Origin of the sequence: Burkholderia sp. AU17457, from assembly GCF_002223255.1 — a bacterium.
Classification (GTDB): domain Bacteria; phylum Pseudomonadota; class Gammaproteobacteria; order Burkholderiales; family Burkholderiaceae; genus Burkholderia; species Burkholderia sola.
This window is the reverse complement of record NZ_NKFB01000008.1, coordinates 311928-337344: the sequence shown is the minus strand read 5'-3', so window position 1 is coordinate 337344 and position 25417 is coordinate 311928. Positions and strand designations below refer to the sequence as shown.

General features: G+C 69.0%; 24 protein-coding genes. 9 read left to right on the top strand and 15 right to left on the bottom strand.

Features of this window, described 5'->3' with window-relative positions:
• Positions 1-273: 273 nt before the first annotated feature.
• From CFB49_RS31430 to CFB49_RS31405, 5 genes are all read right to left on the bottom strand, one after another.
• Positions 274-1194, bottom strand: coding sequence for a hypothetical protein (locus CFB49_RS31430; RefSeq protein WP_089493323.1), 921 nt, complete (start codon positions 1192-1194; stop codon positions 274-276).
• Positions 1195-1285: 91 nt separating this feature from the next.
• Positions 1286-1609, bottom strand: a complete 324-nt coding sequence (locus tag CFB49_RS31425) for a TfoX/Sxy family protein (RefSeq protein WP_089493322.1) — start codon at positions 1607-1609, stop codon at positions 1286-1288.
• Positions 1610-1664: 55 nt separating this feature from the next.
• Positions 1665-3401: a site-specific integrase gene (locus tag CFB49_RS31420; RefSeq protein WP_089493321.1), complete on the bottom strand. Its 1737-nt coding sequence runs from the start codon at positions 3399-3401 to the stop codon at positions 1665-1667.
• 187 nt (positions 3402-3588) lie between these two features.
• Entirely contained in the window at positions 3589-3780 is a 192-nt protein-coding gene (locus CFB49_RS31410; RefSeq protein WP_069619158.1) for a DUF2964 family protein, read from the bottom strand.
• 13 nt (positions 3781-3793) lie between these two features.
• A complete protein-coding gene (locus CFB49_RS31405; protein WP_089493319.1) occupies positions 3794-4273 on the bottom strand; it encodes a universal stress protein in 480 nt (159 codons plus the stop codon).
• Between the two features lie 296 nt (positions 4274-4569).
• Between CFB49_RS31405 and CFB49_RS31400 the strand changes: the two genes are divergently transcribed.
• Entirely contained in the window at positions 4570-5331 is a 762-nt protein-coding gene (locus CFB49_RS31400) for a 2-keto-4-pentenoate hydratase (RefSeq protein WP_069619160.1), read from the top strand.
• A gap of 31 nt (positions 5332-5362) precedes the next feature.
• On the top strand, positions 5363-6775 hold the full coding sequence (locus tag CFB49_RS31395) for a 3-deoxy-D-arabino-heptulosonate 7-phosphate synthase (RefSeq protein WP_089493318.1): 1413 nt from the start codon (positions 5363-5365) through the stop codon (positions 6773-6775).
• A 42-nt stretch (positions 6776-6817) separates the two neighbouring features.
• Here CFB49_RS31395 and CFB49_RS31390 read toward each other — a convergent pair whose 3' ends face one another.
• From CFB49_RS31390 to CFB49_RS31380, 3 genes are all read right to left on the bottom strand, one after another.
• On the bottom strand, positions 6818-7870 hold the full coding sequence (locus CFB49_RS31390) for an AraC family transcriptional regulator (protein WP_089493317.1): 1053 nt from the start codon (positions 7868-7870) through the stop codon (positions 6818-6820).
• Positions 7871-8018: 148 nt separating this feature from the next.
• On the bottom strand, positions 8019-8345 hold the full coding sequence (locus CFB49_RS31385; protein WP_089437675.1) for a hypothetical protein: 327 nt from the start codon (positions 8343-8345) through the stop codon (positions 8019-8021).
• Positions 8346-8377: 32 nt separating this feature from the next.
• Positions 8378-9958 carry a hypothetical protein gene (locus CFB49_RS31380; RefSeq protein WP_089493316.1) on the bottom strand — a complete coding sequence of 527 codons (1581 nt, stop codon included), beginning with the start codon at positions 9956-9958 and terminating at the stop codon, positions 8378-8380.
• Between the two features lie 454 nt (positions 9959-10412).
• On the opposite strand from CFB49_RS31380, the gene CFB49_RS31375 reads away from it, so the two are divergent.
• A complete protein-coding gene (locus CFB49_RS31375; protein WP_089493315.1) occupies positions 10413-12587 on the top strand; it encodes a hypothetical protein in 2175 nt (724 codons plus the stop codon).
• Between the two features lie 7 nt (positions 12588-12594).
• Positions 12595-13302 (top strand): DUF3142 domain-containing protein, encoded by a 708-nt coding sequence (locus tag CFB49_RS31370; RefSeq protein WP_089493314.1) that lies wholly within the window; start codon positions 12595-12597, stop codon positions 13300-13302.
• A 114-nt stretch (positions 13303-13416) separates the two neighbouring features.
• Here the strand turns inward: CFB49_RS31370 and CFB49_RS31365 are convergent, their stop codons facing one another.
• Both CFB49_RS31365 and CFB49_RS31360 read right to left on the bottom strand, forming a co-directional pair.
• Positions 13417-14253 carry an alpha/beta fold hydrolase gene (locus CFB49_RS31365; RefSeq protein WP_069619167.1) on the bottom strand — a complete coding sequence of 279 codons (837 nt, stop codon included), beginning with the start codon at positions 14251-14253 and terminating at the stop codon, positions 13417-13419.
• Between the two features lie 134 nt (positions 14254-14387).
• Positions 14388-15221 carry an oxidoreductase gene (locus tag CFB49_RS31360; protein ID WP_089493313.1) on the bottom strand — a complete coding sequence of 278 codons (834 nt, stop codon included), beginning with the start codon at positions 15219-15221 and terminating at the stop codon, positions 14388-14390.
• Positions 15222-15315: 94 nt separating this feature from the next.
• On the opposite strand from CFB49_RS31360, the gene CFB49_RS31355 reads away from it, so the two are divergent.
• Positions 15316-16287, top strand: coding sequence for an AraC family transcriptional regulator (locus CFB49_RS31355; protein ID WP_089493312.1), 972 nt, complete (start codon positions 15316-15318; stop codon positions 16285-16287).
• Between the two features lie 197 nt (positions 16288-16484).
• Here the strand turns inward: CFB49_RS31355 and CFB49_RS31350 are convergent, their stop codons facing one another.
• Positions 16485-17690, bottom strand: coding sequence for an MFS transporter (locus tag CFB49_RS31350; protein ID WP_089493311.1), 1206 nt, complete (start codon positions 17688-17690; stop codon positions 16485-16487).
• The gene (locus tag CFB49_RS31345; RefSeq protein WP_069619171.1) at positions 17687-18052 is read right to left on the bottom strand and encodes a RidA family protein; all 366 of its coding nucleotides are present in this window, start codon (positions 18050-18052) and stop codon (positions 17687-17689) included. The genes CFB49_RS31350 and CFB49_RS31345 overlap by 4 nt, the downstream gene beginning before the upstream one ends.
• A 134-nt stretch (positions 18053-18186) precedes the next feature.
• Between CFB49_RS31345 and CFB49_RS31340 the strand changes: the two genes are divergently transcribed.
• Both CFB49_RS31340 and CFB49_RS31335 read left to right on the top strand, forming a co-directional pair.
• Entirely contained in the window at positions 18187-19005 is an 819-nt protein-coding gene (locus CFB49_RS31340) for a TrmB family transcriptional regulator (RefSeq protein WP_089493310.1), read from the top strand.
• A gap of 16 nt (positions 19006-19021) precedes the next feature.
• Entirely contained in the window at positions 19022-19882 is an 861-nt protein-coding gene (locus tag CFB49_RS31335) for a PhzF family phenazine biosynthesis protein (RefSeq protein ID WP_089493309.1), read from the top strand.
• A 27-nt stretch (positions 19883-19909) separates the two neighbouring features.
• Here CFB49_RS31335 and CFB49_RS31330 read toward each other — a convergent pair whose 3' ends face one another.
• Positions 19910-21073, bottom strand: coding sequence for an aldose epimerase family protein (locus CFB49_RS31330; protein ID WP_089493717.1), 1164 nt, complete (start codon positions 21071-21073; stop codon positions 19910-19912).
• Positions 21074-21179: 106 nt separating this feature from the next.
• On the opposite strand from CFB49_RS31330, the gene CFB49_RS31325 reads away from it, so the two are divergent.
• Positions 21180-21857: a hypothetical protein gene (locus CFB49_RS31325; protein ID WP_089493308.1), complete on the top strand. Its 678-nt coding sequence runs from the start codon at positions 21180-21182 to the stop codon at positions 21855-21857.
• Between the two features lie 52 nt (positions 21858-21909).
• On the opposite strand, the gene CFB49_RS31320 is transcribed toward CFB49_RS31325, so the two are convergent.
• Complete coding sequence (locus CFB49_RS31320) at positions 21910-22815, bottom strand: helix-turn-helix transcriptional regulator (RefSeq protein WP_069619175.1); 906 nt, start codon at positions 22813-22815, stop codon at positions 21910-21912.
• A gap of 119 nt (positions 22816-22934) precedes the next feature.
• Between CFB49_RS31320 and CFB49_RS31315 the strand changes: the two genes are divergently transcribed.
• Entirely contained in the window at positions 22935-23843 is a 909-nt protein-coding gene (locus CFB49_RS31315; RefSeq protein WP_069619176.1) for a LysR family transcriptional regulator, read from the top strand.
• Between the two features lie 42 nt (positions 23844-23885).
• Here the strand turns inward: CFB49_RS31315 and CFB49_RS31310 are convergent, their stop codons facing one another.
• Positions 23886-25379 carry a mechanosensitive ion channel family protein gene (locus tag CFB49_RS31310; RefSeq protein ID WP_089493307.1) on the bottom strand — a complete coding sequence of 498 codons (1494 nt, stop codon included), beginning with the start codon at positions 25377-25379 and terminating at the stop codon, positions 23886-23888.
• Positions 25380-25417: the final 38 nt, after the last annotated feature.

Genomic DNA, 25417 nt, shown 5'->3' with positions numbered 1-25417 from the left:
TGCTGTCGCGCGTGTTCTCCGAACCGGTTACTCAAGGGAGGATCGTGATCGACGCGTGCCACGTGCGCGTCAGCGCGTGGACGGTGCATTGCGCGACCGGCCGCGTGACGCGTGACGCGCGACGGCGAACCGGTCGAGCCGGTGATCGCGCCGCCACCGTCGTCACCGCCGCGTGCGACGCCGTGGGGCTGCCTTACGACGAAGCGCTGCCGCAGCGGATCGTCGACGTCGTCGCGGGGTTGCTCGCCCGAGCCTGCGAGCCGGCAGGCGGCGTCATCGCGCCGCCTGCTGCCGCTGCACCTCCTGCGCTTTCATCTGCAGATACGCGCCCCGCTCCACTTCGTGCAGTTGCTGCGGATACTGCTCGGTCGCGTCGAACCAGCGCGCGAGGCGCTGGTCGATCGGCTTGTCGAGCGTCGCGAGATACGTGTCGATCGCGAGGTAGTAGCGCATCGTGTTGCGCTCCAGCAGCCCGCGCACGCCGCCGACGTACTGCGGCTGTCCGGCCGAGGCTGCACCGACGGTCGTGAACCCGACCTTGTCGCTGCCGACCGTCGCGAGGTAGGTTTTCATCGCCATCCGGCCGACCGTGCCAAAACCATACGAATACGTGAGATGCAGGAACGTGCGCGACGCGCCGACCGGCACGGCCTCGAGCGCGATCCGGTAATCCTTCGTGCCCATCGGGCCGCTGTCGGCGGTCAGGTCGACCTGGAAATAATCGGGCGTCGCGGCCGCCACGCGATAGCGGAACTGCACGCGATAGGTGTCCGACAGCTTTTGCTCGATCTTGCGGCCGAGGTTCACGTCGAGCACCGGGCCGTTGCCGCCGCTCGACGCGTGACAGTACTTGGTGTTCAGGTGCAGGATCAGCACCGCGCACCAGTTCGCGGGGCCTTGCGCGGGATCGTTGAGCTGGCCGTTCACGGCCGCGAACGGATAATCGACGACCGCGTAGATGTCGCCCTTCAGCGACGACGACGCTTCCGACGATTCGAGCACCACGGGCCGGTGAAACGCGTTGTCCTTCAGTGGGGGCCCAAGGCTGCGGTAGCGGTCGAGCAGCGCGGCCGCGCCGCTCGCGCCCTCCGCGCCGAACGACAACGCGCTCCAGCCGACACACAGAGTCACGACGAGCGCGTGCCATGCGCGGCGCGCCGGCCGCGTGCCGCGCGCAAATCCGGATGTCTCCATGCTGGTACTCCCTGGCGCACGATGGTCGCGTGCATGTGTCACAGAATACGCCTGCCCGCTACGCGGCGTGGCGCGGCATGCGGCGCGATCGTCATCGGCTGCGCTTCACCGGCAGCGGCAGTTGCGCGGCGGTGATCCGGATCAGCGTCGCCAGCCATTCGCGGTCGTCCCAGCGATCGCCGGCAATGACGAGATGCGGCTTCGCGGTCGGATACGGCGGGGCTTCGACGCACGCGCCGAGATACGCGCGGCCTTCGGGCGTCGGCTTGACGAACAGCCGGTCGTCACAGACGAGCGCGACCATCCTGCCGTCGCAATAGATACCGTATTCGCCGAACATCTTGCGGGCCGATACCGTACCGGCCGCCGCGATCTGCTCGACGATGAAATCGACCGTGCGCTGGCTCGACGCCATGTGAATCTCCGGGATCGAAACATCGTCTGACCGGAGCCGATGCCGCGTGTTCAACTCATTTGTCGATACCGAACGCGCTCGACATCTGTCGCGCCCGCTTCACGTCGTCGCCATGCAGATAGATCGACGTCGTCGAGATCGATGCATGCCGCAGGTTGTCGCGCACCGTCGTCAGCTCCGCGCCGCGCGCCAGCGCGTGCGTCGCATGCGTATGGCGCATCCAGTGCGGGCTCGCCTGGCGCAGCTTGTGCGCGAGCGCCGGGTGGTCGGCTTCGACGGCATCGGCCGTCTGCGCGAAGAAACGCTGCATCACCTTCCACAGCCGCACACTCGTGATCGCGGCCGCGTCGTCCTCCGCGAGGCGCGGAATCAGCGGCGTATCGGGCCGCCAGCGCGCCGGCGTGACCGGCAAGCGGCGCGCGACCAGATAGCGATCGAGCGCCGTGCGCGCGAGCGGCGGCAGCGCGACGCGGGCGGCCTTGCTGCCCTTGCCGATCACCTTCAGCCACGCGTCGCCGTGCGCGTCCGTCTCGATGTCGCCGAGCGTCGCGCCGACCAGTTCGCTCGCGCGCAGCCCGGTCGCATAGCCGAAATCGAGAATGAAGCGCAATCGTTGCGCGGCGGCCGGCGTCCATCCCGACTGCGGCGCACCGTCGCCCGCGCGCTGGCCGAACTCGAGCCCGTCGGCGACCGTGCGGACCAGCAGCCACTCGCCTTCGGTGAACGCATGCGACGTATCGAGTGCGGTCGCGCCGCGCGTGTCGCGCACCTTGACGCCCGCAAACGGATTCGCGAGCAGGTAGCGCTGCTCGATCAGCCAGCGGAACAGCGCGCCGAGCACCGACAGCGTGTACGCGGCCGACCGCGCGGACAGCGCACCGGAGAACGGCCGCCAGTCGGGCGCGCCGCGCGGCCGCACGGGCCCGACCCAGCGCTCGTGCGGCGTCGGCCGCCGGATGAACGCGCGATACGCGAGCGCGTCCTCGGTCGTCAGCGACGACAGCGCGCGGCCGCGCTCGACGATCGCCCACAGGATCAGCCGCTCGGCCTCCTTGCGGTACGCGCGCCGCGTCGCGGGCGATTCGTGCAGCGACAGCCACGCGTGCACGGCCGCGTAATCGTTGTCCGCGTCGAGCGTGCTGGTCGCGCGCGGTGCGCGGAACGTGCCGGCCGAGCCGTCGACTTCGTGCGGCAGCTTCAGGTGTTCCCACGGCACGATGCTGCCGCGCGGCGCCGCGGCGATCAGCGCGCGCGCCCGTTCGGTCAGGTGCGGATGCGCGGCGAAGAACGCCTCGATGCGCCGCGCGCCGGCCATGCCGAGGCCCGCGATCGCCCGCCACCACTGGCGCCGACGCGGAATCCGCACCGTCAGGTCGGCGAGCGTCGCGATCCCGTGCGCATGCAACGCAACGACCGCGCGCGCCGGCAGCCACAGGCCGACGTCGTCGCTGATTTGCGGTGCCGGCGCGCGCGCATGACGCAGTTGGGCGATCGCGTCGGTGGCCGCTTTCGCCTCCCGCAAACGCTCACCGTCCGGATGGCCGAGCCGTTCCGCGAGATCGGGGCGGCCGACCTGCCGCGCGACGCGCACGAGGCGACGGCGAATCGCACCGATCACGCCGCGCGCCGAGCGCCCGCCGCCGAGCCGGTCGGGCAGGTAGCGTTCGACGGCCTGACGCACGGTCATGCCCGCGTACCACGCGCGCAGCGCGGCCAGTTCGTCGGCGTCGGGAAAGCCTGCGGGCGCAGGCGCGGAATCGGCGGAAAGCGGTGCAGTGAGGCGCGGTTTCATGGGCGCCAGTTTGACAGAAGCGCCGAGCGGGCGGCAACGTTGAAGCGGCTGACGAGCCAGATCGAGCAGGACGGCACGAATGCGCCGGCGACGACACGCGACCACGCGAAATCACGGCGGCGCCACGGCTGTCGCCGGTCGTCGCGAAACCTCGGTCCGACGTGCGCCGCCACCTTGCCCGCCCGCGTCAATCCTCGCCTTTCGGCCCCGGGTTCAGCATCACGACGAAGCCGGCGACGCCGACGATCAACGCAAGCGCGCCGCCGCGCAGCGCCGTCGCGGCATCGAACAGCAGGCCCGTCACGACGGCCATCATCCCGGCGAGCGACACGAACACCGCGATCGCCGCGACGACGATCCGGTACTGGCGGCGTATCATCGCGCGCGCCGCGTCATGCCGCGGCCGCGGCGGCCGGCGCGTCGGCGTCGTCGCCGCGAATCAGCAGCACCGGGCACTTCGAGCCGCGCACGAAACGCTCGGCGACGCTGCCGAGCAGCACGCGCCGGATGCCGCGCCGCCCGTGCGTACCGACCACCGCGAGGTCGATCCCGTGCTCCTTCACATAGCGTTGCAGGCGTTCCGCGACATCCTCGCCGATGCTCTCGGTCTCGACGAGTTCGGCTTCGCCCTTCGCGCCGGCCAGCGCGATGACCTGTTCGGCTTCGCGCAGCACCTTGCGCCCGTCGTCGCGGATTTCCTCGACGAGCGCGTGCGGATCGAGACGGCCTGCATACGTAAACAGCACCGACTTGTCGACCACGTACACCGCGCTGACGTGCGCGTCGCCCGCCAGCGCCACCTTCACGGCCTCGGCAAGCGCCTGTTTCGACGAAGCGCTGCCGTCGACGGCCACCATGATTTTCTCGTACATGCGAACCTCGCTGGGGTGAGTTGCCGCGCGCGCTGTCGCGCACGGCCATGCCACCATCATCGGCCGGCAGCGGGTGCGGATGTTGACGACGGTCAAGCCCCGGCGATACCGGCGCATGCGGCAAAGCGACGCGACGGGAAGCGGGCGGCTTGCGTCATCGGCCCGCGCGAACCGGGCCGGCGATGCATGCGCCGCTGCCCTTTCGAGCGCCCATCGCGCCGAAGGCGCTATCATCGACTATGCGACTTTCGTCCGGCCCTTTTTTGCCGGCCCCACTTTCAACTCGCTCAACCGACATGACAACGACTACCGAACGCGTGGACGGCGCCGCCCAGCATCTCGTCGCCGCCCGCCATGCCGGCTCGCCCGGCCCGCTGTTACCCGATGCACTGCGCCCCGACGACATCGACACCGCGCTCGCGATCCAGCAGCGCGTGGCCGACCTGCTCGGCGAACCCGTCGGCGGATGGAAATGCGCGCTGCCACCGCCCGATCGCGTGATCCTCGCGCCGATCTTCGCGTCGACGATCCGCGAAGCCGATGCGCCGTACCGCGTCGTCGGCGGGCCGATCGTGCGGATCGAGCCGGAAATCGCGTTCGTGCTCGATCGCGACCTGCCCGCGCGCGAGCAGCCGTATGACGAAGGCGCGGTGCGCGCGGCGATCCGCGAAGTGCGCATCGTGCTCGAGGTGCTCGGCTGCCGCTATGCGGAGCCGGCGCGCGCGTCGAAGTTCGAGCTGCTGGCCGACGGGCAATTCAACCAGGGGCTGTGCGTCGGCCCGGTCGTGCCCGACGGGTTGACCGTGCCGCTCGCGACGCTCGCGCTGTCGTTCGAAGGCGCGCTGAACCGCACGATCGACGGCAGCCATCCGGACGGCGATCCGCTGAAGCCGCTGGTATGGCTCGTCAATTTCCTCGCGTCGCGCGGCGATGCGGTGCGCGCCGGCCAGATCGTGACGACCGGCTCGTACGCGGGCGCGATCGACGTGCCGCTCGGCGATGCGCTGACGGTGCGCTTCGGCGAGCTCGGCAGCCTGTCGGTGACGTTGACCGCGTGACGGGTCAGGTCTCTTTCACGCCCGGACCGCCATGTCGCTGACACCGCTTCCCGCCCTGCTCGACGCCACCCTGCGCGCCGTCGCGCGCCGTTACCGGCTGCCGCCGCTCGAGCGCGCGGCGTCGCTGACCGACGCGACGAATCCGGCCACCGCGCTGGCGATCGTGATCGAGGAAGCGCGCAGGATGCGGGCGGACGGTCACGCGCCCGGCGGCGACTTGCGGCAGCGCTTCATCGATGCGCTCGCGCGGATGATCCGCGACGCGATGGATTCGTCATCCGGCGATCCGTCGTTTCAGGCGTCGGTGCTGCGTCACGATGCACCGAACGTGCGCGAATACGCGTCGTTGTCCGCGCACGCCGAGCAGGACCGGCGCGCGCTCCACTCGGCCGTCAATGCGATCGCGCACCCGGCCAAGCTCGAGCGCAGCGCACAGGCCTGGCAACGCGACGGCCTCGCGCGCCTGCATGCGGCGGCGACCGCGGCGTCGTGGGCCGAGCTGCACGCGGCGCTCGCGCAACTGCTCGCACTGCCCGAGATGGCGACCGACGCGGCGTTCGAGCAGGACATCGTCAAACTCAAGGACAGCCCCGCGCTCGAACGCATGCTGCGGCTCGATGCGCTGGCCGCGGACGAGGGCGTCCGCCGCTACCGCGCGCTGTGGGTCCGTCAGGGGCCACTCGTCGGCAGCACGGTCGCCGTCGCGCAGGGCGTCGCGTCCCAGCAGCGCGGCGCTGCCGTCGAAGCGCTGGCGGCGCAGGCGCTCGACGCACTGGCACGCAGGCTCGACGCGGTGGACGAGCAGCGCACCTACCGCGTCGTCACGTCGATGCGCGTGCCGTCGTCGATCCCGGGCCGGCACGACCGCGCGAAAACCGAATGGGATGCGATCCTGCTCGAACGCGCGCGCGGCAACGACCCGGCGCCCGCGTGGAACGTGCGCTTCCTGGTCGAAGCGAAGGCCTCCGCGGATGCCGCGACGACCGATCTGCCGCGGCTGCTGCGCGGCCTGACCCTGCTCGCGCAGGCGGCCCCCGACACGGTCTATGCATTCGAGACGCACCAGGGCACGGTGCGCGTGCACGGCGCATCGCTGCATGCGTTGACGACCGACGAAGCGGCGCTGCCACGGGAGGTGCTGTATTGCTGCGACGCGTCCGCGGATGCGACACCGCGGCTGCTGAGCGCCGCGAGCCGGATGCAGCTGCTGTCCGCGCAGGCGAGCCTCGAATACGCGAGCGCGCTCGTGCAACGGCCGGATGCCGATGCGGGCGGCCTCGGCGTCATCTGGCACGCGCTGCTGACCCTGCCGCAATGGCAGGCCGTTCTGCATCAGTACCCGTCGTTACGGCAGGTCCGCGAACTGATGGTGGCCATCGACGATTTGCGCGCCGCGCTCGACGAGATGGACGACGGAGGCATCGCCAGCAGCGTGTGCGCGTGATGCGCGATCACGACCGGCGCGCGACGCCCACGTGCTGCCCGCTCAGTTGGTGAGCACCCCGAACGGCAGCGTCCACCCGGCCAGCCGGCCGCCGTCGCCCCAGCGCGCATCGGTCGCACCGCACGGCAGCAGGATCGGCGCGGCCGCGCACTCGAGCGTCTCCTTCGGCGTGTGGCCGAATTCCGCCTTGAACAGCCGATGGAAATACTTCTCGTCGGGAAAGCCGTGCGCCCACGCGATTTCCGCGATGCGCTGATGCCGGCGCTGCGGATCGCCGAGCACGTGATACGCGTGACGCAAACGCCGCCGCGTGATCTGCCGCATCACGCCGCCCTCTTCCTTGAACAACTGATAGAGCCGCGCCCGCGACACGCCGATGTCACGGCAGATCCGTTCGGGCGTGAGGTCCGGCTCCAGCAGATGCATGTCGATGTAGTGACGGACGCGGTCGACCAGCGCATGCTCGATCGGGCCGCGAGCGTCGTTCAACGCCTGCGCGGTCGGCGACACCGCCGCGGCCAGCAGCAACAGCATCGATTGCACGATGCTCGGCACGTCCTGCATGCGCAGGTTCGGCAGGTTCCGGAACAGCGACAGCATCTGGTCGGCGACGAGCCGGCCCACGCCGCTCGTCAGCGTCTGGCCGTGCGCCTGCGCGGCATGGCTCGGCAGCAGGTAGCGAGGCACGACGAGGCTGATCACGTCGCCGGCCTCGACCTTGCAGTCGTTGATCTGCGCGACGTCGTAGACGAACAGGTCGCCCGCGCCCTTGATCAGCTCGGGCCCGCCGGTCTGGCTCGCGAGCCGACCGCCGAGCAGCAGCGTGAAGCGGATCGAATCCTGCCCGTCGAGCCGGATCCGCCGCGGCGTGCGGCGAACCGTATAGGTCGGCGCGCGCGAGTGCCAGTGCCGGCCCGACAAGATCAGCGGGCCGAGCGCCGCGCCGCTGGCTTCCGCGTCGCACGGGCCGTGGCCGCCGTCGTCGTCGAGCCGGTAGTCGCACAGCATGTCCTTGACCCAGACGTGGAACCGGTCCGGCTCGGGGTAGTCGGTCGTGCGGAACTTGAAAACAGGGACAAATGCAGCTTGATCCATGACAGTTTTTTATCGAACCGGCGGGTCAGGAAAGAAACGGTTCGTCGATTATCGGACCAAATTGCGCGGGCGCAAGGCCCACGCGATGCATCGTCCCCCGAAGCGATCGACCGACGCCCGACGCCGGGCGCGGTCGTCATCGCGACCATCAGCGTTGCGGATGGCATTCCCAGTTGTTGTACGTCGGCCGATCGATCGGCGTGAGCCCCGGAATCATGAACACCGTACAGCCGAAACGCCGCCCCTTGCCGGTCGTCGCGTCGTAACTCACCTTCTGGCCGCCGAGCCCGTCCTTCTTCCCGTACTGGACGTTGGCGATCGTGATCTCGTCCGACGACGCGAGCCCGAGCGTCTTCGCGGTCGACGTCTGGACGTCGACCATGTTCATCTGCGTCGAGCCGCACGCGGCAAGCACGAGGCCGGCGGCCGTGATGCCCAGCGCGGTCCGTACGGTGCAATACAAGGTTTGCTTCATGGTTTCTCCTTCGATTTCCCAATGCGAGGCGCTTACGTGCCCGGCGTATAAAAACTGGCCTGGATCTGGCTGCCGATCGTCGCGACGTACGATTGCCAGAGCAGCGCCATCGCTCCCGTCGCGTTGACGGCCAGCGCCGGCCACGACGCGCTCTGCGGCGCCACCGTCGACGCGCTCCACGCGCCCTTCCGGTAGCTGGCCGCGACGACCGCCGACGCGCCCGGCAAACCGGTGTCCTGCCATGCGGCCGTCACGTTGCCGCCCGCATCGACCACGAGCGGCGGGTACTGGATTGCCGCGCCGTTCAGGTGTTCCGTCAGCCGCTGCAACGGCCCCCAGTTGCCGCTTGCATCGGACACGCTTACTTGCAGCGCCGCGCCGCCTTCCGCCCACATCGCGGCCGCCACGCCGTTTTCGTTGACGGCCAGCATCGGCGTCGCGATGAAGCCGGTCGGCTCGACGATGGCAGGCGCCACGGGTTGCGACGGCTGCCATCCGGTGCCGGACACATAGCGTTGCGACATCGTGGTGGTGGTGAGCTTCCCGCCCGTCACGTCGAGCTGCCCCCAGAGCAGCGTGATGTTGCCCTTCGCGTCCATGCCGGCCACCGGCGAGATGATCGTCGTGAACAGGCTCGTGTTCGATACGGCCTGGTTGACGTCGGTCCAGCCGTTGGCCGTGTCGTACGTGGCCGTCCACAGCGCCGAGTGCGTATGGTTGGTCTGCCGCCACGCGAGCACGGCGCGGCCGGACGACAGGACCGAGATCATCGGCCCCACGTTGTCGGTGTCGCCCGTCACCGCGCCCGGCCCGGTCTGCACCGGCATCTGGATCAACGCCGTCGGCGACCACTGTCCGGACTGCGTGTAGCGCGTCCACGCGATACGCGTATCGAGCAGGCTGATCGACTGCGTCCACGCGACGAGCGCGTTGCCCTGGCCGTCGATCCCGGCCGAATAGGTCGACCCCGTCACGTCCGGCGCGACTTCGAACGCCGCGCCCCAGCCGCCGGCCGGGCTGTACGGGCGCGCCCACAGCGCATACGTGTTCGGACCCGGCATCCATTCGGTCCAGAACGCGACGGCCTGCCCGCTCGCGTTGCCGACCACGCGTGACGGGCTCGAACTCGTCGTGTTCATCGAATGCGAGCCGTCGCCCGTGTCGAGCCGCGTCGCGGTTCCCCAGCCCGAGCCCGCGGCATAGCGCGCGCCCCACATCTCGTTGCCGTTCGCGCCGGCCGGACCGTTGGTCATCCACGTGGCGAGCGCATTGCCGTTCGCGTCGATCGTCACGCTCGGGGCGCCCTCCGGCCCCTTGCCGTCCACCGCGGCGGCCGTCGACCAGCCGGCCTGCGGCTGCGTGGCGCCGCCGCCGGTCGAGCCACCGGTCGACCCGCCACCGGTCGACCCGCCGCCGGTCGACCCGCCGCCGGTCGACCCGCCGCCGGTCGACCCGCCGCCGGTCGACCCGCCGCCGGGCGACGTCGAGCCGGACGGCGAACCGGGGTTGCTCGACGTCGACGACGACGCACCGCCGTTCGTCGCGACATCGTCGCCGCCGCATGCGGTCAGTGCGAGCGCGGCCGCCATGACCATCCATGTAATGGGTTTCATCGGGATCCTCTTGTTTTCATTTGTCGGCGTACTCTCGTCTGCCGTCGAGCGGATACGACGCATCGTTTCGCCCGTAAAATTATTAAGTCGTGCTATTGAACGAGCGTGGAAACCGGCATTTGCCCGCGTCCCTTTCATGATCGATTCCGTCGTGCGGATCGACGCGTACGTCGCTTTCGGCAGCCCTCCCCCGTCATGCAGCGCGGCCCCCGTCAGGTCGTCCATCGTCGGACGTCCGCCACTGCCGGCTGCATCTTAATTCAAGCGATCCGGATTCAAGGTGGCGTTGCGTCCACACTGAGTGGATTTCCGTTTCGAGGGAGCCTGCCCCCCCGGCGCGGCTGGCAGGCCGGCACACTGCCGGTCATGACGGCCCGTGAGGTACGATACGCGCCGGGACAAAACACCCCCTGAGAGAACCGGCCGTCGCGGCCCCCTACCCGACACAAGAAAAATGCGAAGAAACCCGACGCTGAACCGAACCCTGCTTGCCGCGCTGGCGGCCAGCCTGCTGTGGACGCCGACCGCCCATGCAAGCGGAGACGACGGCTGCTACGTGCCGAACACGCTCCGGCAGACTTCCTACTCGTGCGGCAACGTACCGATGCTGACGCCCGCCAACGACACACGCATCAATGCGATGCTGATGATGGTCGACAGCGGCAAGGTCGCGCAGGTGTTTCCCGATCCGAAGACCATCCCGGCGAAAGAGCGGATCGACCGGATCGTCGTGCCGTTCCCGATGGACTTCTCCGGATGGATCGACATCGGCCAGAAGGTGCCCGACAGGACCGGCGGCGCGGCCGATGCCGATGCCGATGCGTCGTCGAACCGGTACGCGGACGGCGAAGGCAGCATCTGCCGCAGCATGAGCGCGGGTGCGGCCGCGTTCAACGACGCAGTGGGCGGCGCCGGCGGCCTGCCCGCCGACGAGGCCGCCCGCCTGCGCGCGGCGCGCGCGGACATCGCGCAGAAAACCTGCGCCGCGGGCGGCGCGAGCGCCGCGTGGACGAAGCCGCCGGTCAAGTCGCCGCTCGGCCAGCAGTTCGCCGCGTACCTCGACGGCACGAACGCGTTCTACCGCGCCGACTTCCTCACCGCGACCCGCGCGTTCGCGAACGCATCGCACAGCGCGGACCCGTGGCTGAAGGAAACCGGCCTCTACATGGCCGGGCGCGCGCAGTTGAACGCCGCGCAGGCCAACGCATTCGACAACGACAGCCCGACGCCGACGCGCGCGCGCGTGACGAAGGTATCGCTCGACGCGGCGAACACGGTGTTCCGGACCTACCTGAAGGTGTATCCGAAGGGGCGCTACGCGGTGTCCGCGAGCGGGCTGTTGCGACGGGTCGCGTGGCTCGGCGGCAACGTCACGCAGCAGGCCGACCTGTACGGTCATGCGCTCGCGCGCTGGTCGCCGGCGACGTCGAACGTGCCGCTGATGCAACTGGCGAACGAACTCGACAGCAAACTGCTGTTCGGCCCGGAATTCGACGCGCGCCAGATCCAGTCGCCGACCGTGCTCGCCACCGTCGACCTGCAGCGCATGCGCGCATCGGACAGCAGCGATGCGAGCCGCAAGCCGATGACGCTGGACGAGCTGCAGGCGCAGAAGCCGCGCTTCGCGAACGCGCCCGCGCTGTACGACTACCTGCTCGCGACCTGGTACGTGCAGCTCGGGCACCAGCCGGACGCCGCCCTCGACCTGCTGCCGCAGACGCCCGCCGCGCCGCTCGACTACTTCGGGCTGAGCCAGCAGGCGCTGCGCGGGTTCGCGCTGGAGGACAGCGGCCAGAACGACAAGGCCCGCCAGCTGTGGCGCGACCTGATCCCGCTCGCGACGTTCCGCTTCCAGCGCGAAATGCTGGAACTCGCGCTCGCGATCAACCTGGAGCAGGCCGGGCTCGTCAACGACGTGTTCGCCGACGATTCGCCCGTGCAGAACGCCGCGATCCGCGGGGTGCTGCTGCAGCGCGCGGCCAATGCCGACCTGCTGCGCGCACAGGCGCAGAATCAGGCGACCACCGGCGCGCTGCGCAGCACCGCGCTGTACACGTTGCTGTACAAGGAGCTCACGCGTTCGCACTACGCGGACTTCCTCGCCGATACCGCGCTGGTGCCCGGCACGCCCACGGATCCGTTGAAGCCGTTCGTCGCGGCCGGCGCGAAAAACGAAGACGGCTACACGTGCCTGTCGGCGCGCGACGTCGCCGCGACGCTGCAGCAGAATCCCGCCGATCCGAAAGGGCTGAACTGCCTCGCCGATTTCGTGCGGCTGCATCCGCCCGCGTCCGGTCTCGAAAGCGATCCGGCGCCGTCGTGGGTCCGCAATGCGTCCGGCACGGCCGCCCCGCGCGTGCCGCCGACGCTCGGCGCGGCGCCGTCGCAGTTCGCGGGCCAGCCGTACGAGCGGATGTCGAGCTACGTGACGGTGATGGCCGATACGCAGGCGAACCCGAACGACCGCGCGTACGCGTTCTACCGCGCGATCAAGTGCTACGCACCGGGCGGCTCCAACGAATGCGGCGGCAAGGACGTGCCGAAGAGCACGCGCAAGCGCTGGTTCGACACGCTGAAGACCGCCTATCCGGGCAGCCCGTGGGCGCAGAAGCTTCGCTACTACTGGTAAGCGCCACATGAAGCGCATCGCGTGCATCGCGCTGCTGCTGGCCGCGCGCGTCGCGCTGGCCGGCGCCGTCGACGCCGCGCGGTACGACGCGTTCTGGCTGTGGGCGGGCGTGAAGCCGCAGGCGGTCGTGCGCGGTGCGCGCATCGTCTACGTGCTGCAAGGCCAGATCGAAGCGTCGCCGCGGGACGAGTCGCAAGTGCGCGTGATCGCGCAGGGCGTCGCGCTGCCGCCCGCGCCCGACGCACGCGTGTGGCTCGTCTATCGGGCGCATACGCTGCGCTGGACGCCGCGCGTCACGCGGATCATGCTCGCGCAGCTCGCACGCTGGCGCGCGTCGGGCCGCACGATCGCCGGCATCCAGATCGACTTCGACGCCGGTACGCGCCATCTGCAGGATTACCTTGCGTTCCTGCGCACGCTGCGCGATACATTGCCCGCCGATTGCCTGTTGAGCATCACGGGGCTGCTCGACTGGAGCAGCCGCATCGATACCGACCAGGTCAACCAGCTCAAGGGCATCGTCGACGAGGTGGTCGTGCAGACCTACCAGGGCCGCCGCACGATTGCCGACTACGCGGCCTATCTGCCGCGCGTCGCGCGGCTGCAACTGCCGTTTCGCATCGGCGTGATCCAGGGCGGCGAGTGGGACGCGCCGCCGTATCTCGCGTCGAATCCGTGGTTCCGCGGCTACGTCGTGTTCTTGCGCAACGGGTAGCGGTCAGCGGGCGCAAACACGGCGGGGCGATCGGCTGCCGTAGCCAACGCCGCGGCCGGATCGCCTGTTTTCAATCGCGACACCGCCCGCCGCAGCGGGCCGGCGCCGCCATCATTACGCCCGCACGAACGCGAGCAGGTCGGCGTTGAGCACGTCCGCGTTGACCGTCAGCATCCCGTGCGAATAGCCGGGGTACGTCTTCAGCGTGCCGTTCTTCAACAGCTTGACCGACTTCAGCGCGGAATCCGCGATCGGCACGATCTGGTCGTCCTCGCCATGCAGCACGAGCGTCGGAACGGAGATCGATTTCAGGTCTTCGGTCTGGTCCGTTTCCGAAAACGCCTTGATGCCGTCGTAATGCGCCTTCGCGCTGCCTTCCATCCCCTGCCGCCACCAGTTGCGGATCACGCCCTGATGCACGGTTGCACCTTCGCGGTTGAACCCGTAGAACGGGCCGCTCGGCACGTCGAGGAAGAACTGCGCGCGATTGTCGGCGAGCGCTTTCCGGAAGCCGTCGAACACCTCGAGCGGCAAGCCTTCGGGGTTCGATTCGGTTTTCAGCATCAGCGGCGGCACCGCGCTGACCAGTACGGCCTTCGCGACGCGGCCGGCCGGCTCGCCGTGCTTCGCGACGTAGCGCGCCACTTCGCCGCCGCCGGTCGAGTGACCGATATGCACCGCATTGCGCAGGTCGAGCGCCTCGACGACCGCGAACGCATCCGCGGCGTAATGATCCATGTCATGGCCGTCCGAGACTTGCGCCGAGCGGCCGTGGCCGCGGCGGTCGTGCGCGATCACGCGATAGCCGTGCTGAACGAAGAACAGCAGTTGTGCATCCCAGTCGTCGCTGGACAGCGGCCAGCCGTGATGAAACATGACGGGCTGCGCGTCCTTCGGGCCCCAGTCCTTGTAGAAAATCTCGACATTGTCCTTCGTGGTGACGTATGGCATCGCGGTGCTCCTGTGAGGTGGATGAACGTGGCGAACGGGCCGCCGCCATTATCGGCTTTATTGTGAAACCGCGACGCCATCGTGCAATGCAATGGCCGATCATCCACTAGCAGGAACGAACGACGCCGCGCCCGTCAGCCGTCCGTCGACACCGTCACGGCTTCCCACGCGCGGATTTCGTCGTCCAGCGCCGCCAGCTTGTCGCGCACGAGGCGCAGCGCGTCGCTGCCGAGCAGCAGATGCGCCGGCGGATGGTCCGCTGCCATCACGGCGAGCATCACCCGTGCGGCTTTCGCGGGATCGCCCGGCTGCTTGCCGCTTTTTTCCTCGCGCGCGCGGCGGATCGGATCGAACAGCGCGTCGTAGTCGGCGATCGAGCGCGGCGTGCGCGCCATCGAGCGGCCGGCCCAGTCGGTGCGGAACGAACCCGGCGCGACGGCCGTCACCGCGATGCCGAACGGCTCGAGCTCCTTGCCGAGGGTCTCGGAAATGCCCTCCAGCGCGAACTTGCTGCCGCAGTAGTACGCGATGCCCGGCATCGTGATGTGCCCGCCCATCGACGTGATGTTCAGGATGCGGCCGCGCCGGCGTTCGCGCATGAACGGCACGACGGCCTTCATCATCGCGACCGCGCCGAACACGTTCACGTCGAACTGCCGCCGCATCTCGTCGAGCGGCGACTCCTCCATGATCCCTTCGTGCCCGTAACCCGCGTTGTTCACCAGCACGTCGACGGGCCCGACGTTCGCCTCGATGTCCGCGACGACGCCGTCGATGCGCTCGAAGTCGGTCACGTCGAGCACGCGCGCGACGGCCGCCTGCGCGGACAGCGCTTCGAATTCGCGCGCCGCCTGCGCGCTGCGCACCGTGCCGACCACCGTGTGACCGGCGGCCAGCGCTTCCTGGGCCAGCGCGCGGCCGAAACCGCTGCTGACGCCGGTAATGAGCATGATGTTGCCGGATGCCATGCGAGCTTCTCCCGAATGTGGATTGAAGCGTGCATACTAGTCTGACGAACGACGCCGAATAAGCCCGATTCCGCTTATTTTCTTGCACAAAACTATGAGCACCGCACCCGTCTCCACCCGACCTCCGGCGCTGTCGCCGCGTGACCGAAAGCGCCTGGTGACGCTGCTGCGCGCGCTGGCGCCCGACGAAGGCTACAACCTGACCGCGCTGCCGAGCGTGCGCGTCCTGCGCTCGAACCGCGCGCTGTCGCGCACGCCGGTGCTGTACGACCCGGGCATCGTGATCGTGTGCCAGGGATCGAAGCGCGGTTACTTCGGCGGCGAGCGCTATCTGTACGACGAACACCATTACCTGGCCGTCTCCGTGCCCGTCCCGTTCAGCATGGAAACCGACGCGACGCCCGAGCGCCCGCTGCTCGCGCTGTACCTGCACCTCGATTTCACGCTGGCCGCCGAACTCGCCGCGCAGATCGACCGCGCCGGCGTCGCGGAAACCGTGCAGGCGCCGAAGAGCATGATGTCGACGCCGATGGATGATGCGATGCACGCATCGGTGCTGCGTTTCGTCGACGCGATGCAGCGGCCGCTCGACGCCGCGGTGCTCGGCCCGGCGCTGCTTCGCGAGCTGTATTTCCGCGTGCTGACCGGCGCGCAGGGCAACGCGATGCGCGGCGCGCTGGCGATGCGCGGGCAATTCGGCCGGATCGGGCGATCGTTGCGCATGATCCACGCCGATTACGCGCGGCCGCTCGACGTGTCGCAACTGGCCGGCGAAGCCGTCATGAGCGTGCCGAGCTTTCACAGTCACTTCAAGGCGATCACGCAGGTGTCGCCGATGCAGTACCTGAAATCGACGCGCCTGCATCAGGCGCGGTTGTTGATGGTGCGACAGGACCTGACGGCGGAAGCGGCCGGCTACGCGGTCGGCTATACGAGCCCGTCGCAGTTCAGCCGGGAATTCAAACGCCTGTTCGGCTTGACGCCGGCGAAGGAAGCGCAGCGCATGCGCGCGAACTTCGCGATTCCGGAAGCGTTCGACGATGCGAGGTTCGTGTCGTCGCATTGATACGTGCGGAAACCGGCCGCGACGCACGCGTTCATCACGCCGCATCGAGCGTCAGGCCGGCCAGCGACGGTCACGCCGCCAATGTCCTGCGGCCGATCCGCCCGGCAGCAGCCGCCAGCACGTTCGCCGTTCGCGTATTGCTGCGGCCGATCCGCATTCAGCAGCGCGGCGAACCGGAACGCGACAATTTCCCCGGCTCAACCGACGGACGTCGGTTCGCCCGCGGCATCGGCGCTCAGGCGTGCTGCCCCGACCCACGCGGCCGCCGTCACCGCACCGGCCGCGACGATCATCATCGCGCCCCACCCGATCCGTTCGACGAGCATGCCTGCCGCTGCGGCGCCGCCGGCGCCGGCCGCGTAATACAGCGTCAGGTATGCGGCGTTCAACGCACCGGCGCGCGCCGGCTGAATCGCCACGACACGGGCCTGGTTCGCGACCTGGGCGGCGAAACAACCGGCATCGAACAGCGCGAGCCCGACGCCCAGCCAGCCCGGATGACCGAGCGCAACGCCAAGCAGCAACGTGGAAAGCGCAGCCACGGCGAGCCCGCCCCCGATCACCGCACGATCGCCGAAGCGATCCGTGAGCTTGCCGGCCACCCGCGTCACGCCCAGGCCGAGCACGCCGGCGAGACTGTATGCGCCGATCGCGGCCGCCCCGAGGTTGTACGGCGGCGCGGCCAGACGAATCGCCAGTCCCACCCACACCAGATTGAACGCGAAGAACCACAGCATGCCGGCGCCGGTGCGGCGCCTCAATGCGGCGCTGTCGCGCAACAGCCGCGGAATCGCGCCGATCGTGGCAGCGCGGCCGGAACGCCCTTCGGGGCGATCGCCGGGCAACAGCACGCCGCTGCCGACGGCCGCCAGCGCCACGCAGCCGGCCAATGCGAGCAGCGCGCCGCGCCATCCGCACCATTGCGACAACGCGCCGCCGACGAAACGGCTCAGCAGGATCCCGGCGGAAATCCCCGCGGAGACGACGCCCATTGCCCCGCCGCGCCGCTGCGGGTCCGCGTGCTTCCCGACGACCGCGCTGCATTGCGCGGCGACCGTCGTGGCCGCGCCCACCAACACGAAGCAGGCATCGAGCGCGAGCGGCGTCGACGACAGCGACGCGCACGCGAGCAATATCGCGAGCACGCCCAGTTGCGCCGGAATGAGCGTGCGCGGACCGAACCGGTCGACCAGCGGAACGAGCAGCGCAAGGCCGGCCAGATAGCCAAACATCGTCACGGATGCGAGGGTCGCCATCCGCGCGGCCGGCACGCCGAAGTCGCCGGCCATCGCCGACAACGACGGCTGCAGCGCATAGCCGTTGGCGATCGCGACGCCCGCCGCGAGCGCGAGCATCGCGATCGCGGGGCGGGACAGGGACGCGTGCGGGCCGACGACCGTCATGCGGCGGTCCGGACCGCGATCGCCTCGACCTCGACGCGAATCTCGGGATCGACGAACGGCAACGCATGGACCAGCGAGAACGCCGGCCGGATATCGCCGTAGATCTCGCCGTGCGCCCGGGCCGCGTCTTCCCAATGGTCGAAATCCGCGACCACCAGCCGGCTCTGGACGACATCCGACAACGCGAATCCGCTGTCCGCGAGGACCTTGCCGAGCGTCGCCAACGCATCGCGCGTCTGCGCATATACGTCGTCGCCTTTGCCTGCCGTCCCCGACACGTAGATCGTGTTGTCGACGACCACTGCACGCGAATAGCCCACCTTGGGCTCCCACGGGGAGCCGGTACTGATCCGTTGACGCATCGTATTGATCCTCTTCGGTAAGGTTCGAAAATCTGACTTACTACTTCGGTAGTAAGTCAGTTCGATTCTATACTACTCCGGTAGTTAATCAAGCCCGTCCGTGACGCCCGTCACGGCCATTCAAGTCCATCCACATGAACGAAAACGCGGAACTGATCACGTCATTGATCCGGCTCGGCTTTACGCAATACGAGGCGCAGGCGTACGCGGCGCTCGTCGGGCAAGCCGCGCTGACGGGTGCGGAAGTCGGCCGGCGCGCCGGCATGCCGCCATCGAAGGTCTACGAGACGCTCGGCCGCCTGGAGGCGCGCGGCGCGGTGCTCGTCAACCGGTCCGAGCCGGTCCGCTATGCAGCCGTGCCGCACCGATCGCTGCTGGAAGAATTGCGCACGCGCTTCAACGCGGATCTCGAACTGGCGGCGGGCGCGCTCGACCGGCTGCCGGTGCGGCAAGAGCCGGGGCTGGTCTGGTCGTTGAGCGGACGCGAGGCGATCGTCAGCGCATTCGCGCGCGTGATCGACCAGGCGAAAACGGAGATCTTCGCGGGTGTGTGGGACGAGGAAATCGACGCACTGGGGCCGCCGCTCGAAGCGGCCGCGGCGCGCGGCATCGATACGCACGTGGCGATCTACGGCAATCGCACGCTCGACGGGCCGCGCCACTACGACATGGCCCAATGCGGCGCCAGCGCGAGGCTGCGGCTCTCGGGGCGGCGGCTCGCCGTCGCGGTCGCGGACAACACCGAGGCAGTGGTCGCGGAATTCGGCGACCAGTCGCCCGACCATGCGACGCTGACGACCAATCCGGTCATCGCGCTGCTCGCGGTCGAGTACATCAAGGCCGACGTGAGCGGCCGCGTATTGATCGACGCGATGGGGCCGGCGGAATACCGGAAAGTGCTGAAGCATCCCGACCTGCAGGCGATGCTTGCACCGCTCGACAAGCAGGGCTGATCCGCACGAGATACCGATGACCCGATACACCTTCCGCCTGCTGAACGTCTTCGCAGAATCGACGTTCGGCGGCAACCCGCTTTGCGTGTTCGACGATGCGCGCGGCATGGACGACGCGACCATGCAGGCGCTGGCCGTGCAGTTCAACCTGTCGGAGACGACCTTCGTGCTGCCGTCCGAGCGGGCGCATGCACGCGTGCGCATCTTCACGCCCGGCTACGAGATGGCTTTCGCGGGCCATCCGACGCTCGGCACCGCGCACGTCGTGCGCGACCTGCTCGAGGCAGGCGACGCGCTGTCGCTCGAATTCAAGGCCGGCGTCGTCGACGTCACCGCGCGCGCCGACGTGTGGACCTTCATCGCGCCGCACGCCGGCATGCCGAACACGGCGCCGTGCGCGCTGCCCGATGCGCGGGCCGCGGCCCTGTTCGGGCTCGCCGAGGACGACCTGCTCGCGCCGCCGCTGTGGGTCGACACCGGCGCCGACCAGTTGCTGGTCGCGCTCAAGGATCCGGCTGCCGTGCGGCGCGCGCAGCCCGACGGCGCGCACCTCGACATCTGGCCGCGAAGCAGCCTCGGCCGGAAGACCGCCTATGTGTTCGCGTTCGACGCCGAACGCCCGGGAACGGTCGTGGCCCGCTACTTCTTCGTGAAGCAAGGCGGCGGCGTATCGGAAGATCCGGGCACCGGATCGGCCTGTGCGAACCTGGGCGGGTGGTTGCTCGCCGCCGGGCACGATCTGCCGGCCGCGTTTCGCGTCGAGCAAGGCGAAGCCGTCGGCCGGCCTTGCCTGCTGCGGTTGTCGGTCGATGCGGCGGGCGAAATCGGCGTCGGCGGGCGCGTGATCGAAATCGGGCGCGGCACGATCAACGTGTGATCGCCGCGCGCCCGTCAGCGCCGACGGTCATCGCGCGCCCACCCGCCACACCGTCACTTCGTGCAGCGTGTCGCCCGGCTTGAGCACCGTCGACGGGAACGCCGGACGATTCGGCGAATCGGGAAAATGCTCGGCTTCCAGTGCGAACGCATCGGTTTGCCGGTAGGCCGTGCCGCCCTTGCCCGCGACGCTGCCGTTCAGGCCGTTGGCCGTATAGAACTGCAGCCCCGGCTGCGTCGTGTACAGCTCGAGGAAACGCCCGGACGCCGGGTCGTAAGCGCGCGCGGCAAACGCGGGCGCCGACTGGCCGCCCTGGTCCAGCACCCAGTTCTGGTCGTAGCCGTGCGCGATCGCGAGCTGCGGATACGCGTCGCGCAAATGCGCGCCGATCGGCGTCAACTGGCGCAGATCCATCGGCGTGCCCGCGACGCTCGCCAGTTGCCCGGTCGGAATCGACGTATTGTCGGTCGGCGTGAAACGCGATGCGGCGATCTCGATCAGTTGCCGTTCGACGCTGCCGCCGGCCTGCCCAGCCAGATTGAAGTAGCTGTGATTGGTCAGGTTCACGACCGTGTTCTTGTCGGTCGTCGCGCGGTAGTCGATGCGGATCTCGTCGTCGCGGGTCAGCGTGTAGGTCACGTCGGTCGTCAACGTGCCGGGGAAGCCGTTCTCGCCGTCGGGGCTCACGTAGCGCAGCGTGACGCTCGAACCGGTCGCATCGCTGTGCGTGCCGGTGACCTTCCATACCTTCGCGTCGAAACTGTCGGGGCCGCCGTGCAGCGTGTTCGGTCCGTCGTTGACCGGCAGCGTCCACGTCCTGCCGTCGAGCGCGAAACGCCCGCCCGCGATGCGGTTCGCATACCGGCCGATCAGCGCGCCGAAATGGATGTTGCCGTTGTGCGCTTCGTAGTCGCGCAGCGAATCGAAGCCGAGCACGATGTCGGCAACGTGGCCGGTGCGGTCCGGCACGTCGAGCGCCGTCACGATGCCGCCGTACGTGATCACTTTCAGCGTCACGCCGTGCCGGTTCGCGAGCGTGTACTGGCTCACCGCCTGCCCGCTCGCGGTCGTCCCGTAATCCGAGCGGCTGATCGACACGTCGGCCGCCGCCGATGCGATGGCGGCATGAAAGCCGAACGTTGCGAACACACCTATCGCGAGCATCGATTGTCGCGGCCAGCGTCGTTTCATGAAAACCTCCAAAGTGATGCGGCCCGTGCCGGCGTGCAAGTTGCATGCCTGCACGTCGCCGCGTTTGCTATGCTGCGCGCATCGTCCACCCGAGCCGATCGCCGCCATGAACGCCGTCACCCCCGATATCGAGCGCACGCTGCGCGCCGCCTGTGATGTGTGCTTCGGCACGGCGGCCGTGTGGCCGCTCATCGAGCGCGCATACAGCGAGCCGCAGCGCTTCTATCACACGCTCGCCCATCTGGCGGAACTGTTCGCGCACCTCGCGCCGTATCGCGCGGAACCGCTATGGCCGGCCATCGAACTCGCGGCATGGGCCCACGATGCCGTCTATGCGACGACGCTGCCGGACTACGCGGACAACGAACCGCGCAGTGCGCAATGGCTCGTGCAGGTCACGAACGCGCACTGTACCGCGTCATGGTTGCACGCGCACGCATCGCATGTGTCCGTTGCGTCCGATCTCGTCCTCGCGACGCAGTCGCACCGGCTACCTGAAACGTTCGCCGCCGATCCGACATTGCAGCGCGCGGGACAGATTTTTCTCGACGCCGATCTCGCGATCCTCGCGGCCGCGCCGGACCGGCTTCGCGAATACGACCGCGCAATTGCACGCGAGTGGGCGCAGGATCCCGATGCGCCGTCGACAAGCTTCCGCATCGGCCGCAAGCAGGCGCTCGAACCTCTGCGCGAGCAGGTTCCCCTGTTTCGCTCGGCGGAATTCGCGCCGCTCGAGCCGCGCGCGCAACGCAATCTCGACACGCTGATCGACTTCTACGCGTAGGCGCCGCGCACGTCGCGACGGACCGGCGCGCCCCGCCTCCGCGTCGCGACGATCACGTATGGTCCGCGCGCCACCGGCGTGGCGTGACACCGGTCAACCGCATGAAGGTTCGCGAGAAATGGCTCTGATCGGCGAAGCCGCACGCAACGGCGATCATGCTCAACGGCACGTTCGGATTGCGCATCCATTCCTTCGCCCGCTCGACGCGCTGCACGATGAGCCAGCGATGCGGCGGCAGCCCGGTCGTTCGATGAAACGCCTTGACGAAATGGCTGCGGGACAGCCCGCACGCGCTCGCGACGTCGGCCAGCCCGATGTTGCCGTCGAGGTGCTCTAGCAACAGCTCCTGCGCACGGCGCGCCTGCGACGGCGTGAGCTTGCCGTCCGACCTTTCCCGCCGTTCGCCGACGCCGCCGTAACGGTGAGCGACGTGTGCCTGAAACGCCAGCCCCACATGATCGATGAAGATCTGCGATGCCTCGCCCGGCCGGGCCAGCGCCGGCAGTAACGACTGGCCGAGCGCATGGACGATCGAGTCGTGGGTGCTCAGATGCGGCGGCAGGTAAAGCTGCGGCCGCCGCCGGCCGCCGAGGTCGTCGACCGTTTCCTCGAGCGTGTGGCGCGGCAGATGGAAATGCAGGCAATCGAACGCGCCCTGGAGGTCGGCCACCCAACGACGATCGAGATCGTAGATCGACACGGTTCCCGCGTCATACGGAACGAACGGTGCGGGGCGGCCATCGAGCCACAGATCCTGTTCGCCGAACGGACGCAGCTGCAATACGATGAGATCCGTATTCTCGAGTTCGTAGGGTGCGGTCAGCCCCGAGTTCCTGCGCAAGCTCTGGAGTCGGACGATACCGATTTGCCCGTGCGGCAACGCTTGCGTGACGACGGTCTGCCTGACGTCGGCCGGGATGAAATCGGACGATGCGGTATCCGGCTGAGGGGCGCTCATGGGGCGATGCGGGGTGGAGAATGACGATACCCGCCACTCTAGCAAATCGCGGCGACGCACGCTGCTCGCGCCGTAGCGGCACTGGTATGATGCGCCAGCCACCTCTACGGGAATTCGCAATGAAGCTGTCATTCGAAGCGCTCGAAGCCCTGGACGCGATCGACCGCACCGGAACCTTTGCCGAAGCAGCGGAACTGCTGCATCGCGTGCCGTCGGCGCTGACCTACCTGGTGCAGAAACTCGAAAGCGATCTCGGCGTGGCGCTGTTCGACCGCAGCGGACGGCGCGCGAAGCTCACGCATGCGGGACGCATCGTCGTCGAGGAAGGCCGGCGCCTGCTGCGCGCGGCCGAACAACTCGAAATGAAGGCACTGCGGGCGCAACAAGGCTGGGAAACGGAAGTCCGCGTCTGTATCGATGAAATTCTGCCGTTCGACGCGCTGTGGCCGTACGTGCACCGGTTCTACGCGCTCGGGATGGACACGCGGCTGCGTTTGTCGACCGAAGTGCTCGGCGGTGCGTGGGATGCGCTGATTTCGCGCCGGGCCGATCTCGTCGTCGGCGCGGCGGGCGAACCGCCGGAATTGCCGGGCATCGTCGCGCGGCCGATCGGCTCGCTGAAACACGTGTTCGCGGTCGCGCCGTCCCATCCGCTCGCGTCGATGCCCGAACCGCTGGCGATGGCGTCGGTCGTCCAGTATCGCGGCGCGGTGATCAGCGATACGTCGCGCGAATTGCAGCCGCAGTCGGTCGCGATCGATGCGGGCCAGCCGACCCTCGCGGTACCGACGCTGGCCGCGAAACTCGAAGCGCAATGCGAAGGGCTCGCGGTCGGCACCCTGCCGGAATGCATCGCGGCGCGTGCGATCGCCGACGGCAAGCTGGTCGCGCGCCAGGTGACGGGCATGCGCGACACCACGCACTGCTATCTCGCGTGGCGCGGCGACGAGGCGGGCCGCGCGCTGCACTGGTGGGTCGAGCAACTCGACCAGCCCGATCTCGTCGAGCGTTTCACGACGCCGGACTGACGCGCCCGTTCACGGGCGCCGGCCGCCGGAGCCGCACGCGCGTCAGCCGAGCGAATCGTGCAGCCGCTTCATTTCCTTCTCGAGCCAGCCGATCAGGCTGAACCCCGCGTGCGCCTTCTCGACCGGCGGAATCATCATCCTCTCCTCCGTCGCGATATGGTCGGTGAGCGACTCGCACATCAGCCTGCCGAGCGCCGGCTTCCTGCCGATCAGCGCCGACAGATCCTCGCTGCGAAGCTGATGCACGGTCATCGCGGTCACCGCATGGACGGTCGCGTGAAGCCGCGTGCCGGCGAGCACGACCGACTGCCCGATCGCATCGCCCGGCGCCATCCGCCGGACTTCGACGTCGCCGGACGCGCCCGGCACGAACACCGCCGCGACGCCCGATTCGACGATCGTCAGCACGCGCGACTCCGAATTCGACGCATAGATCACGTCGCCCTTGCCGAACGAACGCGATATCAGCGCATCGGCCAGCACGGCCAGATCGTCGTCGTCGACGCACGCGAACAATTCGACCGCACGCAACAGCAGCAGCCGACGCGATACCGGATGCCCTTGCGATGGCGATGGCGATGGCGATGCGAACGCCGGCGCCGGCCCGCCGAGCGGCCGCCACGCGACGCCCGCCGCGGCCAGATGCCGATGCGCGAGATCGTAGAGCGCGTTGCGCACGGTCGTCTTCTTCTGTAGCGCATCGACGTAGCAGACGAGTTCGTACTGGATCGCGTTCGCGCGGAACGCCTTCACGACCGCGATCGGCGCCGGGCGCGCGAGCACGTCGAGCGAACTCGCCGCGGCCCGTTCCAGCGCGCCGACGGCGACGGCCGGCCGCACCGCGGGATCGAGGTCGAGCGCGAGCGTGACGCCGTGCAGGCCAGCCGGCTCGCTGAGGTTCACGATGGTGGCGCGCGCCGCCGCGCTGTTCGGCACGACGACCAGGTTGCCGAGGCTGTCGATCAGCTTCGTCGAACGCCAGTTGCTCTCGACGATCCGCCCTTCGAGCTCGCCGATCGACACCGTGTCGTCGAGCCGGAACGGTTGCGTGGTGTTCAGCACGAGCCCGGAGAACACGTCGTTCAGCGTGTTCTGGAGCGCGAGACCGAGGATCACCGCGACGGCGCCGGAGGTCGCGACCAGGCCGCTCAACGGCAGGCCGAGCACATAGCCGAGCGCGGCTACCGCGGCCGCGCCGAACACGATGCCCGCGGCGATATCGTGAAAGAGCCGCTGGCTGTGCCACGCACGCGGCAGCAGCAGGTGATTGAGCAGCAGGCTGAACACGATCGCGCACTGGAGCCACCACGCGATGCAGACGGCCTGGACCACGATCCGGTCGAACCCGCCGAGCGACGCGGGAACGGCGAGCGGGCTGACGCCGGTCGCGAACAGCACGGCGCTCAACGCGGCGAACGCCGCGCAGCGCCGGATGGCGCGAACCACGGGGCGATCGCGCGCGAACAGCCGCCACGCGGCGAGATCGGCGAGCACGATCGGCGCGCCGTAGATCGCCGTATCGGAGAAATTCAACATGTCGGATCGCAAGCGCGGCGCGCGAAAAGGGGGAAGCG